Here is a 13,198-nt window from a genome sequence, read left to right on the forward strand (position 1 = left end):
ACGCCGTCACGGCGTCCTGAGCACCACGACGTCCTGAGCCGCGAAGGCCACGCCCACGACCGCCCCCGGTTCGGGTGCGTCCTTCGGTCCGCACTCCGCCTCCAGCGGCGGGGCGTCGTGGGGGCGCAGCCGTACGGCCACGTGGTGCCCTCGGAAGGTGAGCGACTCGACCGTGCAGGGGAGTCCGTCGTCCGGTGCGCCGAGTCGTACCGCCGCCGGGCGGACCAGCAGTCGGGCGGCGCCCTGAGGGGAGCCCGGCGGCACGGGGATCTTGCCCCAGGGGGTGTCGGCGGCCTCGCCGGTCACCGTTGCGGGCACCACGTTGTCGAAGCCGAGGAAGCGGGCGACGAACTCGGAGGCGGGCCGCTGCCACACCTCGCGCGGGGTGCCGCTCTGGGCGATCCGGCCGTCGCGCATGACGACGACCCGGTCGGCGAGCGCGAAGGCCTCACCCTGGTCGTGGGTGACCGCGAGCACGGTGGTGCCCAACGTCCGGAAGAGCCCGCGCAGTTCGACGACGAGCCGTTCCCTGAGCGTCCGGTCGAGCTGACCGAGCGGCTCGTCGAGCATCAGCAGCCGGGGGCGGGGCGCGAGCGCGCGAGCGAGGGCGACACGCTGCTGCTCACCGCCGGAGAGCGCGGCGACGGCCCGCTTCCCGGCGCCGGGCAGTCCGACGAGTTCCAGCAACTCCTCGACCCGGCTCCGCTGTTCCGCCCTGGACACGCCGTGCATGCGCAGGCCGAAAGCGACGTTGCCGCCGACGTCGCGCTGCGGGAAGAGCTGGTGGTCCTGGAACATCAGGCCGACTCCGCGCCGGTGCACCGGCACGCCCGCCTGGTCGGTTCCCCCGAGCAGAACCCGCCCGGCGTTCAGCGGCTGCAGTCCGGCCACGGCCCGCAGCAGCGTCGACTTGCCGCTGCCGCTCGGTCCCAGCACGCAGACGATCTCGTGGTCGGCGACCTCCAGGTCCACCGCGTCGAGCGCGGCCCGCTGCCCGAACCGTACGGTCGCGTCGTCCAGCGTCAGCATCAGAACTCCCCTGCGGAACGGTCGGGCCGGATGCGTTCGAGCAGCAGCAGGGCCGCCGCGCAGACCAGCATGAGGATGGTCGACAGGGCCATCGCCTGCCCGTAGTTGAGTGCACCGGGGCGGCCCAGCAGCCGTGCGACGGCCACCGGCAGTGTGGGGTTGTCGGGCCGGGCGATGAACACGGTCGCACCGAACTCGCCGAGCGAGACGGCGAAGGCGAACCCCGCGGCGACGAGCAGCGCCCGGCGCACCATCGGCAGATCGACCTCGCGCCATGCGCGCAGCGGCGACGCGCCCAGCACGGCAGCCGCCTCCCTCAGCCGTGTGTCGACCGCCCGCAGCACGGGCAGCATGGTCCGCACGACGAACGGCACCCCGACCAGGGCCTGCGCGAGCGGCACCAGGATCCACGACGTGCGCAGGTCGAGCGGCGGTTCGTCGAGCGTGATGAGGAAGCCGAAGCCCACGGTGACGGCGGAGACGCCGAGCGGCAGCATCAGCAGCGCGTCGAAACCGCGGACCAGCCGTCCTGCCCTGCGCGTGAGGGCGGCCGCCGCGAGGCCGCCGATCAGCAGGGCGATGGCGGTGGCGGCGAGTGCGTACTGGAGGGAGTTCCACACGGCCGCCAGCGGCGGTACGAGGAAGGTGCCTCCGCTCGCCTCCACGGACCCCAGTGCCTCGTAGAAGCCGAAGCCGTACTCGCCTGGCCCGGCCGCCCCGGCGAACGACCGCTCGACCAGCACCGCGAGCGGAGCGAGGATCAGCAGGACGACGGTGGCGAGTACGGCTGCGAGCAGCGTCCACTGGCCCGTCCCGCGCGGCCGGTGCGCGGTCAGCGCCGGATCGACGAGCTTCAGGGCCGTCTCGCGTCGCCGTACGGTCCACGCGTGCACGGCGAGGATCGCGATGACGGCCCCGAACTGAACCAGTGTCAGCACGGCGGCCGTCGACAGGTCGAGCCGGACGGCGGTCTGCCGGTAGATCTCCACCTCGACCGTGGAGTAGGCGGGGCCGCCCAGGATCTGAACGACGCCGAAGGAGGTGAAGGTGAAGAGGAACACCATCAGCGCGGCGGCGGCCACGGCCGGGGTCAGGGCGGGGAGGGTGACGCGACGCCAGGCGGCGAACCGTCCGGCGCCGAGGACCCGTGCCGCCTCCTCCTGGCGCGGGTCGAGCTGCGACCACAGGCCGCCCACGGTCCGTACGACCACCGCGTAGTTGAAGAAGACATGGGCGAGAAGGATGGCCCAGACGGTCGTGTCGAGGCGTACGCCCCACAGCTCGTCGAGCAGTCCGCCCCGCCCGAGCAGCGCGAGGAAGGCGGTGCCGACGACCACGGTCGGCAGCACGAACGGCACGGTCACGACCGCGCGCAGCAGCGGCTTCCCCGGGAAGTCGAAGCGGGCGAAGACATATGCGGCGGGGAGTGCGAGCAGCAGCGTGATCCCGGTGGAGGCGAGCGCCTGCCACACCGTGAACCAGACGACGTCCAGAACGTCCGGCCGGCCGAGCACCTCGCCGATGCGGCCGAGCTGCCAGGCGCCCCCGCCCCCCTCCGCCCCGAGTCCGCGGCCGACGATCGCGGTCACGGGGTAGGCGAAGAAGACCGCGAAGAACGCGACGGGCACGGCCATCAGGGCGAGCCGCGCCGCGTTCCCGCGGAGTGTCCTGCGTGCGTCCCGGCGTTTGCCCGGGTCGGTACGCCCGGTTACTTCAGGACGAGTGACGACCACGACTGGATCCACTGGTCACGGTTGTCGGCGATCTTCTCCGGCGCCATGGTCTGCGGCTTGTCGACCACGGCACCGAACTCGGTGAAGAGGGCGGGCACCTCGGCGTCGTTCACCACCGGGTTCACGAACATGTTGAGCGGCATGTCCTCCTGGAACTTCCTGCTGATCAGGAAGTCCAGCAGGGCCTTGCCGCCTGCCTCGTTCTTCGCGCCCTTGAGCAGGCCCGCGGCCTCGGTCTGGCGGAAGCAGGTGCCGGTGGCGACACCGGTCGGCGCCTCCTTGGGCTGCGGCTTCGCGTAGAGGACCTCGACCGGCGGGCTGGAGGCGTACGAGACGACGAGCGGCCGGTCGCCCTTCGCCTCCTTGCCGCCCGCGGAGCCCGAGAACTCCTGGTTGTAGGCGAGCTCCCAACTGTCGACGACCTTCACGCCGTTCGCCTTCAGCTGCTTCCAGTAGTCCGGCCAGCCCTCGTCCCCGTACGCGGCGGCGGTGCCGAGGAGGAAGCCGAGGCCGGGCGACGAGCGCTCCGGGTTCTCGACCACCAGGAGGTCCTTGTAGGCGGGCTTGGCCAGGTCGGCGAGGGTCTGCGGCGGGCTGACCCTCTTGCCGGCGAAGTACGCCTTGTCGTAGTTGACGCAGATGTCGCCGGTGTCGACCGGCGTGACCCGGTGCTTGTCCTTGTCGAGCTGGACGGCCTCCGGGACCCGGTCCAGGCCCTTGGCCTCGTAGGGAGTGAAGAGGTCGTTGTCGAGGGCCCGGGAGAGGGTGGTGTTGTCGACGCCGAAGAAGACGTCGCCCTGCGGGGAGCCCTTGGTGAGGATCTCCTTGTTGAGGGCCTCGACGGCGTCACCGCTCTTCAGCACCTTGACCGTGTAGCCGGTCTGCTCGGTGAACTCCTCGAGCACCGCCGGGGTGGCGTTGAAGGAGTCGTGGCTGACGAGCGTCACGGTCTTCGACGCCTTGCCGGAGTCCGAGCCGGACGACGCGTCCGTGGCCCCCCCGCCGCAGGCCGCCAGCGTGCTGATGCCGAGCGCGGCGGCCACGGCCGTGACCGTGAACTTCTTGGTGGTGCTCACTGAATGTCCTCCTGGGGGTGACCAGGAAGAGACGCGGCCCTGCCCGGGTCCCGCGAACGGGATCCGGGCAGGGCACAACAGCTTGAGTCTCGTCCGAACTTCCTACCCCGAATGACCGGGGCGAGGTTCAGAGGGTCTGCGGTCTGACGGTCACCGCACTCTCAGCGCTGTGGCGCTCCCCTGTCGGAATATGCAGATGTTCGAGCCAGATTACACGGGGGTCAACGCTCGGAAGCCGCGAGCTGTCCGCATGCTCCGTCGATCTCCTGACCTCGTGTGTCCCGGACGGTCACGGGCACTCCGTGGGCGGCGATCGCCTCGACGAACGCCTTCTCGTCCTCGGGGCGGGAGGCCGTCCACTTCGATCCCGGCGTCGGGTTGAGCGGGATCAGGTTGACGTGCACCCGCTTGCCCTTGAGCAGCCGGCCGAGCAGGTCACCACGCCACGCCTGGTCGTTGATGTCGCGGATCAGGGCGTACTCGACGGAGATGCGGCGGCCGGACTTCTCCGCGTACTCCCAGGCGGCGTCCAGCACCTCCCGAACCTTCCAGCGCGTGTTCACCGGCACGAGGGTGTCGCGCAGCTCGTCGTCCGGTGCGTGCAGGGAGACGGCGAGGCGGCACTTGAAGCCCTCGTCGGCGAACCGGTGCATCGCCGGAACCAGACCGACGGTCGACACGGTGATCCCGCGCTGCGAGATGCCGAGGCCGTCCGGCTCCGGGTCGGTGAGCCGGCGGATGGCGCCGACCACCCGCTTGTAGTTGGCGAGCGGCTCACCCATGCCCATGAAGACGATGTTGCTGAGCCGGGCGGGTCCTCCGGGGACCTCTCCGTCGCGCAGGGCCCGCATGCCGTCAACGATCTGGTGCACGATCTCGGCGGTCGACAGATTGCGGTCCAGCCCCGCCTGGCCGGTGGCGCAGAACGGGCAGTTCATCCCACAGCCGGCCTGCGAGGAGATGCACATCGTCACCCGGTCCGGGTAGCGCATCAGGACCGACTCCACGAGCGTCCCGTCGTGCAGCCGCCACAGCGTCTTGCGGGTGGTGTCCTCGTCACAGGAGATGTGCCGGACGACGGACATCAGATCGGGCAACAGCTCCGACGCGAGCCGCTCACGCGCGGCCGCCGGGATGTCGGTCCACTGCGCGGGGTCGTGCGCGTACCGCGCGAAGTAGTGCTGCGACAGCTGCTTGGCGCGGAACGGCTTCTCGCCGATCGCGGCGACGGCCTCCTTGCGCTCGGCGGGCGTGAGGTCGGCGAGGTGCCGCGGGGGCTTCTTGGCTCCGCGCGGGGCGACGAAAGTGAGTTCTCCGGGCTTGGGCATGGTTCGTCCAGTGTCGCAGACGGAATCCGGTGACCTGGGGCTCTCGACGACCGTGACGGTCGTCACCGGGCGTCGTCGGTCACTGCGGTGCGACCGCGGACGGCCCGGGGAACGGCCCGGCGCGGTCGGCGTTCCGGCTGGCCGGCGGGCCGACGAAAGGGCCTGGACGCGATCGGCGGCAGCTCTTCGCGGCCCCGCAGGGAGCCAGCGCCCGACCCTGAACGGGCAGGACGTTGTCACGAGGGCCACACTCGGCACTAGAATCGAACTTGTGTCCGAAAAAGTGTCGCGTCTGGAGCGCCTGCGCAGCGTCCGCGAGTGGCTGGCCTGGCAGCTGCGCCGCACCGACCAGACCATCGCGGAGCTCGAGCGGCAGGAGGTGGTCGCTGCCCGTGCGGCGCGCACGCTGCCCCCGCCCCAGCCGGGGTGGAAACTCGCGATGCAGCGAACGGGCGGCAAGGCCACCCCCGATGCCGTTCACACGAGCGACTGCAGCATGGCCGGCAAGCACACGAAGCCCCTGACACGCGCCCAGGCGCTCCGTGCCCTCACCGAGGACGGCGTCGCCCCGTGCCCGTACTGCCGTGCCGACACCGACCTCGGTGTGCTGTGAACCGCGAACCGTCGCAGCCCGGGGACCCGGGCACCGCACCGATCGTCGTGCACCGCGCCACGGGCACCGGCGGCCGCCGGGTGACGATTCGCACACAGACCGCCGGCCTGGCCCGCAGCGACGCCGACCTGATCGAGTTCCTGCGCCGCGCCGGCCTGCCGGACGCATGGGACCTCCTGGACGATCCGCACTGGGTGGACTGGCAGGCCGGGCGACCACACGAATACGGCGCGGGCTGACCGCTGCGGAGCGTTGTTCCACCGGTGCCCCTTCTTGCGCGCACGGTTCCAGAAGGCGTGATCGTCCCGAGTTCGGACTCGTAGGCTCTATCCGGAGACTCGATGCCCCTGGGGGCACCGGCTGTGTCAGTGCTCGTGCTCGGCGGATTCTTCGGTGTTGATGTGCGAGTTGTCGGCGGTCCAGCTGGCGAGCATGCGCAGAGCGTTTTCGAACGGTGATCCGGGTTCGACGGTGTACAGACCGAACGTCTGGTCGGGATCGCCCTTGGGAGTGAAGGCCTCGAAGTCCAGGGTGAGTTCCCCGGCCAGCGGGTGGTGGTACCGCTTGGAGCCGTACTTGGGCTGGTACACGTCGTGGTCCGCCCACCATCGACGGAAGTCCCGGTCGCTGACGGACAGATCGCCGACCAGCTGGGCGAGCCGCGGGTCATGGGGATAGTGGCTGGCATACAGGTGCAGCATGCCGACGACGTCCCGGGCGCTCCCGGGCCAGTCGACGTAGAGATCGCGGGCCGCGTCGTTGAGGAAGAAGTAGCGGGCCATGTTCCGCTCGCCGGCCGGCAGGGCGTCGAAATCGAGGTAGAGGGCGCGGGCCAGGCGATTGGTGGCCAGGACGTCCAGGCGGTGTCCCAGAATCATGGCCGGGACGTCGGCGACATTCTCCAGCGCTTGCAACAGCCCGGGCCGGGCACGCTGCGTCGCTGCCGCGCGCGGCCGCTGCCGGGAAGGTTTGGCCAGGGCGAACAGATGGTTGCGCTCGGTGTCATCGAGCCGGAGTGCACGAGCCACGGCCTCCAGTACGGAGACGGAGACACTCGTGCTGCGCCCGCGTTCCAGCCGTACGTAGTAGTCGACGCTGACTCCGGCCAGCTGGGCGACTTCCTCACGCCTGAGGCCGGGAACCCGGCGCACGCCGGGATGCGGGGGAATACCCGCCTGTTCCGGGGTGATGCGGGCCCGGCGGGTCCGCAGGAATTCCCGAAGATCGGTCTCGGGCACGTGGTCACACATGATGGTCAGGCTAGCTCTGCGAGCGGTGCGCGTCTTTAGCCGTGGGGGGTTCTGCCGGACCCCCCCGCAGACCACACCCCGGGTCAAAGTCTGCTCTTCCGCGGTATCGACGCCAGTGGTGCTCTGGATGCGTCATTGACCCCGGCCACCAGGGCCGGAGCAGTTCATCCAAGGGAGACCATCCATGAGGCGCAGGATTCTCGGTGCCACCGGAATATCAGTGAGCGAGTTCGCTCTCGGGGCGATGAATTTCGGAGAATTCAACAGCTCCGGAAATGCCGACCACGCGGATGCCGTCGGCATCATCCACGCGGCGCTCGATGCCGGCATCAATTTCATCGACACGGCCGACGTGTACTCCGGCGGCGAGTCCGAGGCGATCGTCGGCAAGGCACTCAAGGGCCGCCGCGAGGAGGTCGTGCTGGCAACGAAGTTCGGCCTGCCGATGAGTACGGACGCCAACCATGCCGGCGGCTCCGCGCGGTGGATCAAGCGCGCGGTCGAGGACAGCCTCCGACGGCTGGACACCGACTACATCGACCTCTACCAGATGCACCGCACCGACTACGACACCGACCTGGACGAGACCCTGTCGGCCCTGTCCGACCTTGTCCGCGCGGGGAAGGTCCGCGCGATCGGCTCCTCCACGTTTCCGGCCGAGCGCACCGTGGAGGCACAGTGGGCCGCCGAGAAGGGCGGTCACCGACGCTTCCTCACCGAGCAGCCGCGGTACTCGATCCTCAGCCGCACCATCGAGGCGGCTGTTCTGCCCACCGCGCAGCGCTATGGCATGGGCGTGCTGACCTACGCTCCCCTGTCCAGCGGCTGGCTGTCCGGCGCCGACCCGACCACGAGGGTCCGCGCTCGTATCGCGGCAGGCCAGTTCGACCTCAGCGTGCCCGCCAACCAGACCAAGGTCGCGGCCGTACGTGAGCTCGCCAGGGTGGCGCAGGAGACGGGCATACCGCTGACTCATCTGGCCCTGGCGTTCGTGCGATCGCATCCGGCCGTCACGTCGGTACTGATCGGGCCGCGGACCCGCGAGCAGTTGGACGGTCTGCTGTCCGGCGCCGACGTCGAGCTGAGTGACGACATCCTCGACCGGATCGACGAGATCGTCGCGCCCGGCACCGAGGTCAATGCCGCCGACAACTTCGCCACCGAGCCGCCGGCCCTCCTCGACAAGCGCCTGCGCCGCCGGTGAATCCCCTGGTCGCCACCGGTGACCTTCCTCGTCGGGATCGCACGTGACGGCCGCGGCGCGCAGCCTGCCCGGCCTCACTGCTCCCGACCGACCACTCCCCAGAGAGCAACACACGCAGAGGAAGAAGGAACGACCCAGCAGTTTGCGGGCAAGTCGGCGCTCGTCACCGGGGGCGGCAGCGGCATCGGGCGGGCGAGCGCCCCGGCGCCGGCGGCCGAAGGGGCGCTGGTGACGGTCGCGGGCCGCACGGCGGAGACCCTGCAGGAGACCGTCCGCCCGGTCGAGGCCGCCGGTGGCTCCGCCCGCTACGTGGTGGCCGACGTGACCGACGAGGCCCAGGTGCAAAAGGCCGTCCAGTCTGCTGTCGCAGACATCGGCCGCCTGGACTTCGCCCTCAACAACGCGGGCTACGACGGCGAGTACCAACTCACCCAGGACTACTCGACCAAGATGCTCGACCACATGATCGCCCTCAACGTGCGCGGTGTGTTCCTCTCGATGAAGCACGAATGCGCCACATGGTGGCGCAGGGATCCGGCTCCATCGTGAACATGTCCTCCGGCGCGGCGTTGGTAGGCGTCCCCGGATTCTCCGGTTGCACGGCCACCAAGGCCGCCGAGATCGCCATGACGAAGAGCTCCGCGCTCGACGTCGCGCCGCACGGCATCCGCATCAACGCCGTATGCCCCGGTCTCGTACAGACTCCGATGCTCGCGTCCCGGGACCCGCACGAGGACCCGCTGAAGTCGCTCATCGCTGCCCATCCCCTGGGACGGATCGCCGACGCCGGAGAAGTCGCTGATGCCGTGGTCTGGCTCTGCTCGGACAAGTCGAGCTTCGTCACGGGCATCGCACTGCCCGTCGACGGCGGGTACACCGTGCCCTGGTACGGCAACCCGCAGTTCACCGAGCAGGGGGCCGCGGTCCTGGTCTTCGACGGACAGGGCCGCGGCCGCCGGTCGCACGTCCGACTGGTGATGCCGCGTCCCTCAAGGCGCCCGCAGGTTTCCGCGATGCGCCCAGCTCGGCCGGCCACCCCGACACACCGTCAAAAGAGTTTCCGACGTGGCTGCGACCCTCTCGCTCGTCGCCCTGTTCGCGCTGGTCCGTTCCGTCTCTGCCGGCAACGAGGTTCATTCGGCCTCACCTGCCGACCGCGTCGGGCCCTGACGGGCCGCGTCGCGCGGCCCGTCGCCAGGCGTCAGTCTGGAATCGAGGACTCGTGATCCGAATGGGGCTGTCGCATGAACGGTGTGGCCGATTCCGCAGCGGGCCGGTGGCTGGCCGGCGCACTCGAGAATCCCGTCGTGGGGATGGCTCCGTGGATCATCTTCTCGGTCGTCTCCGGTACCGGCCGCTTCTGGCTCGCGGTGGGACTCGCCCTCGCCGTCTCGGTCGTTGTCGTCGTCGCGGGGCGGATCGTGCATCCCGGCGGCTCGTTCAAGATCCTCGAGGCCGCGGACGTGGCCGTCTTCGCGCTTCTCGCCATCGTCGGGGGGCTCGCCGACGAGGCAACCCTCCGGTGGCTGGAGACGTACACGGACGAGGTCGCGAACATCGCCCTCGTGGTCATCGCCTTCGGCTCCATGGCCGTGCGGATGCCCTTCACCCTCCAGTACGCCCGGGAGCGGGTCGACCGCGCCTACTGGGACTCCCCCGTCTTCAGGCGGACCAACTACGTGATCACCGGCGTCTGGGGGCTCGCCTTCCTGGCGGCCGCCGTCGCGGGCGCCTACGGCGATCTCGTACTGCACGATCCGGACAACGTCTGGACCGAGTGGATCATCCAGATCCTGGCGATCGCCGCCGCCGTCAGTTTCACCGAGTGGTACCCGGACTACGTGCGGGCCAAGGCACGCGGCCAGGACGGCCCCCCGGTCAGAGGGCTGCTGATCTCGCTGGCCGGGCTGCTCATCCCGCTGGGCATCGCCGTACTGATCTTCGAGGACGACGAGACCTGGCTGGGCATCGCGTTGATCGTGGTGGGGGTGCTGGCGGCGAAGGCGACGCCCAGGGCGCACAGCGAGCAGGCGTCGGACGACCGCCCGGTCGGATAGGACCGCGGGGCGCTCTGCAGGGGTGCGACGCTGCCATGACGAGGGGCTACGAAGAAGGGGCTACGAAGAAGGGGCTCACCGCCCATCGGCGGTGAGCCCCTCTTCGTACGTCCGCAACGGCGTCAGCCGGAACCGACGAAGATCACCAGCAACAGCCACACCACCGGCGCCGTCGGCAGCAGCGAGTCCAGCCGGTCCATGATGCCGCCGTGCCCCGGCAGCAGCGTGCCCATGTCCTTGATGCCGAGGTCCCGCTTGATCATCGACTCGCCGAGGTCGCCCAGGGTCGCGCTGACGGCGACCGCGAGCCCGAGCAGCACGCCCTGCCACCAGGTGCCGCCGTCGATCAGCAGCGGCATGCACAGCGCGCCCGCCGCCATGCCGAATGTCACCGCTCCGACCAGGCCCTCGCGGGTCTTCCCGGGACTGATCCGCGGCGCGAGCTTGTGCTTGCCGAAGCGCCAGCCGATCGCGTACGCGCCGGTGTCGCTGACCACAGTCAGCAACAAGAAGGTGAACACGCGCTGCGGCCCGTCGTCGGCGGTGAGCATCATCGCGACGAACGTGGCCAGGAACGGCACGTAGAACGCGGCGAAGAGCCCTGCCGTGACGTCCTTGAGGTAACCCTCGGGCGGTTCGGTCATCCGCCAGACCATCACCGCCAGCGCGGTGAGCGCCATGGCGACCCATGCGCCCTCGGCGCCCCGCACATAGCCGGCCACGATCATCGCCGCGCCGCCCACGGCGAGCGGCACCAAGGGGGCCTTGATGCCCTTGCGCTCGTCGAGCCGGGAGGTCAGCTCCCACAGACCGACGACCACGGCGACGGCGACGACGCCGACGAACACGGCCTTGACGATGAAGAGGGAGGCGATGATCACGGCGCCGAGCCCGACACCGACACCTATGGCGGCCCGCAGATCCCGGCCGGCGCGCTTCTTCTGCGGCGGCTGGGAGGGCTGCGGCGACTCCGGCGGCTGGGACGCCGCAGGCGGCGGAGGGGTGGGCATGGGCTCCTGCGGCATCTCTTCGCGGAACAGGGAGCCACTCCACCGAGCGGCCCCCCGGTCGCGGTCGTCGCGGTGATCTCGGTGGTCGCGGTCCTCTGCGTCTCCACCTGCGTCGGGAACGTACGGCTCCGGCACGATGGGCATGGGCCGAGTGCGCTGGGCACCATGCTCATCGTAAGCGCGACCCGCCGGGGCGGCCCCCTGGTCGGGCGGCCCCCAGTGACCGGGGCTGTGATCCGCGCGCGGCGGGGCCCCCCAGGAGGAGTCGTTCATCAGACCTCGAGCAGCTCGGCTTCCTTGTGCTTGAGCAGCTCGTCCACCTGCGCCACGTGCTTCGCGGTGGTGTCGTCGAGCTCCTTCTCGGCACGGCGGCCCTCGTCCTCGCCGACCTCGCCGTCCTTGATCAGCTTGTCGATGGCCTCCTTGGCCTTGCGGCGCACGGAGCGGATCGAGATCCGGGAGTCCTCGGCCTTGCCCTTGGCGACCTTGATGAACTCGCGGCGGCGCTCCTCGGTGAGCTCGGGGAACACCACCCGGATGATGTTGCCGTCGTTGCTCGGATTGACGCCCAGGTCGGAGTCCCGGATCGCCTGCTCGATGTTGCGCAGCGCGCTCTTGTCGAACGGAGTCACCACGGCCATCCGCGGTTCGGGCACCGAGAACGAGGCGAGCTGGTTGATCGGTGTCAGCGCACCGTAGTAGTCGGCCACGATCTTGTTGAACATCGCCGGGTGCGCACGCCCGGTACGGATCGCGGCGAAGTCCTCCTTGGCGACCACGACGGCCTTCTCCATCTTCTCCTCGGCCTCGAGGAGGGTCTCTTCGATCACCACTTGCTCCTGCGTGTCTTGAGTAGGCCCGGCGTGTACGCGTGTCGGTCAGCTTGGCGCTTGCGGAACCACGTGACGCATACGAGTACGAGACCGGCGAATCTTGGCGGCGCGTTCCCCTGCACGGTGTCCGACCGGCAGGGCTTTGTCCATCCCCACTGGGGGGCGGTCGCCCGGATCAGGCCCGGGTGCCCTGGTCGCTCACGAGCGTGCCGATCTTCTCACCCCGGACCGCCCGCGCGATATTGCCCGCGGCGAGCAGTTCGAAGACGAGGATGGGCAGATCGTTGTCGCGGCAGAGGGTGATGGCCGTGGCGTCGGCAACCTTGAGGTTGCGGGCGAGCACCTCGCCATACTCCAGCGCGTCGAACTTCACGGCGTCCGGGTTGCTCTTGGGGTCGGAGTCGTAGACCCCGTCGACGCCGTTCTTGCCCATGAGCAGGGCCTCGGCGTCGATCTCCAGAGCGCGCTGGGCCGCGGTGGTGTCGGTGGAGAAGTACGGCATGCCCATACCGGCGCCGAAGATGACGACGCGTCCCTTCTCCAGGTGGCGCACGGCCCGCAGCGGGATGTACGGCTCCGCGACCTGCCCCATGGTGATGGCGGTCTGGACGCGGGAGTCGATGCCCTCCTTCTCCAGGAAGTCCTGGAGCGCGAGGCAGTTCATGACCGTGCCGAGCATGCCCATGTAGTCGGAGCGCGCCCGGTCCATGCCGCGCTGCTGGAGTTCCGCGCCGCGGAAGAAGTTGCCGCCGCCGATGACGACCGCGATCTGCGCGCCCTCACGGACGACCGCCGCGATCTCGCGTGCGATGGCGTGTACGACGTCGGGGTCGACGCCCAGGCCCGTACCGCCGGAGAAGGCCTCCCCGGACAGCTTCAGCATGAACCGACCGGCCTTCTTGCCGGTGTGGTCGCTCTTGTCGTCGGCAGCCGGATTGGCGTCCGCGCCCTTGTTCATGGAGATCTCCTCGTGCACATACGAAGAAGGCCATTGCCGGTGGGTGCTGGTGTCCCTGCGGCAATGGCCTCCTCGTCTGATCTGCGGTCGTCCGACGTCTACGCGGC

12 protein-coding genes and 1 pseudogene are annotated in these 13,198 nt (G+C 69.9%); 5 read left to right on the forward strand and 8 right to left on the reverse strand.

What is annotated here, in order from left to right:
• Window positions 1–6: 6 nt before the first annotated feature.
• From ACWCP0_RS23725 to rlmN, 4 genes are all read right to left on the reverse strand, one after another.
• Window positions 7–1,029, reverse strand: a complete 1,023-nt coding sequence (locus tag ACWCP0_RS23725; RefSeq protein WP_451080808.1) for an ABC transporter ATP-binding protein — start codon at window positions 1,027–1,029, stop codon at window positions 7–9.
• The gene (locus ACWCP0_RS23730) at window positions 1,029–2,663 is read right to left on the reverse strand and encodes an ABC transporter permease (protein ID WP_451080809.1); all 1,635 of its coding nucleotides are present in this window, start codon (window positions 2,661–2,663) and stop codon (window positions 1,029–1,031) included. The genes ACWCP0_RS23725 and ACWCP0_RS23730 overlap by 1 nt, the downstream gene beginning before the upstream one ends.
• Before the next feature lie 74 nt (window positions 2,664–2,737).
• Window positions 2,738–3,838, reverse strand: a complete 1,101-nt coding sequence (locus ACWCP0_RS23735) for a thiamine ABC transporter substrate-binding protein (RefSeq protein ID WP_451080810.1) — start codon at window positions 3,836–3,838, stop codon at window positions 2,738–2,740.
• 221 nt (window positions 3,839–4,059) lie between these two features.
• On the reverse strand, window positions 4,060–5,166 hold the full coding sequence (gene rlmN / locus ACWCP0_RS23740) for a 23S rRNA (adenine(2503)-C(2))-methyltransferase RlmN (RefSeq protein ID WP_451080811.1): 1,107 nt from the start codon (window positions 5,164–5,166) through the stop codon (window positions 4,060–4,062).
• Between the two features lie 271 nt (window positions 5,167–5,437).
• Between rlmN and ACWCP0_RS23745 the strand changes: the two genes are divergently transcribed.
• Both ACWCP0_RS23745 and ACWCP0_RS23750 read left to right on the forward strand, forming a co-directional pair.
• Entirely contained in the window at window positions 5,438–5,779 is a 342-nt protein-coding gene (locus ACWCP0_RS23745; RefSeq protein WP_451080812.1) for a DUF6233 domain-containing protein, read from the forward strand.
• Window positions 5,776–6,018 (forward strand): hypothetical protein, encoded by a 243-nt coding sequence (locus tag ACWCP0_RS23750; RefSeq protein ID WP_451080813.1) that lies wholly within the window; start codon window positions 5,776–5,778, stop codon window positions 6,016–6,018. The genes ACWCP0_RS23745 and ACWCP0_RS23750 overlap by 4 nt, the downstream gene beginning before the upstream one ends.
• 126 nt (window positions 6,019–6,144) lie before the next feature.
• Here the strand turns inward: ACWCP0_RS23750 and ACWCP0_RS23755 are convergent, their stop codons facing one another.
• Entirely contained in the window at window positions 6,145–7,029 is an 885-nt protein-coding gene (locus ACWCP0_RS23755) for a helix-turn-helix transcriptional regulator (protein ID WP_451080814.1), read from the reverse strand.
• Window positions 7,030–7,213: 184 nt separating this feature from the next.
• Between ACWCP0_RS23755 and ACWCP0_RS23760 the strand changes: the two genes are divergently transcribed.
• The 3 genes and pseudogenes from ACWCP0_RS23760 (at window position 7,214) to ACWCP0_RS23770 (ending at window position 10,290) form a co-directional block, all read left to right on the forward strand.
• Window positions 7,214–8,233 (forward strand): aldo/keto reductase, encoded by a 1,020-nt coding sequence (locus tag ACWCP0_RS23760; protein WP_451080815.1) that lies wholly within the window; start codon window positions 7,214–7,216, stop codon window positions 8,231–8,233.
• A gap of 18 nt (window positions 8,234–8,251) precedes the next feature.
• Window positions 8,252–9,051, forward strand: a pseudogene (locus ACWCP0_RS23765) (SDR family NAD(P)-dependent oxidoreductase); the annotation flags it as partial.
• A 426-nt stretch (window positions 9,052–9,477) separates the two neighbouring features.
• On the forward strand, window positions 9,478–10,290 hold the full coding sequence (locus ACWCP0_RS23770) for a hypothetical protein (protein WP_451080816.1): 813 nt from the start codon (window positions 9,478–9,480) through the stop codon (window positions 10,288–10,290).
• Window positions 10,291–10,412: 122 nt separating this feature from the next.
• On the opposite strand, the gene ACWCP0_RS23775 is transcribed toward ACWCP0_RS23770, so the two are convergent.
• From ACWCP0_RS23775 to pyrH, 3 genes are all read right to left on the reverse strand, one after another.
• Complete coding sequence (locus tag ACWCP0_RS23775; protein ID WP_451080817.1) at window positions 10,413–11,573, reverse strand: phosphatidate cytidylyltransferase; 1,161 nt, start codon at window positions 11,571–11,573, stop codon at window positions 10,413–10,415.
• Window positions 11,573–12,130: a ribosome recycling factor gene (gene frr, locus ACWCP0_RS23780; RefSeq protein ID WP_093653660.1), complete on the reverse strand. Its 558-nt coding sequence runs from the start codon at window positions 12,128–12,130 to the stop codon at window positions 11,573–11,575. The genes ACWCP0_RS23775 and frr overlap by 1 nt, the downstream gene beginning before the upstream one ends.
• Window positions 12,131–12,308: 178 nt before the next feature.
• A complete protein-coding gene (gene pyrH, locus ACWCP0_RS23785) occupies window positions 12,309–13,091 on the reverse strand; it encodes a UMP kinase (protein ID WP_451080818.1) in 783 nt (260 codons plus the stop codon).
• Window positions 13,092–13,198: the final 107 nt, after the last annotated feature.

This window comes from Streptomyces sp. NPDC001970 (assembly GCF_053594115.1).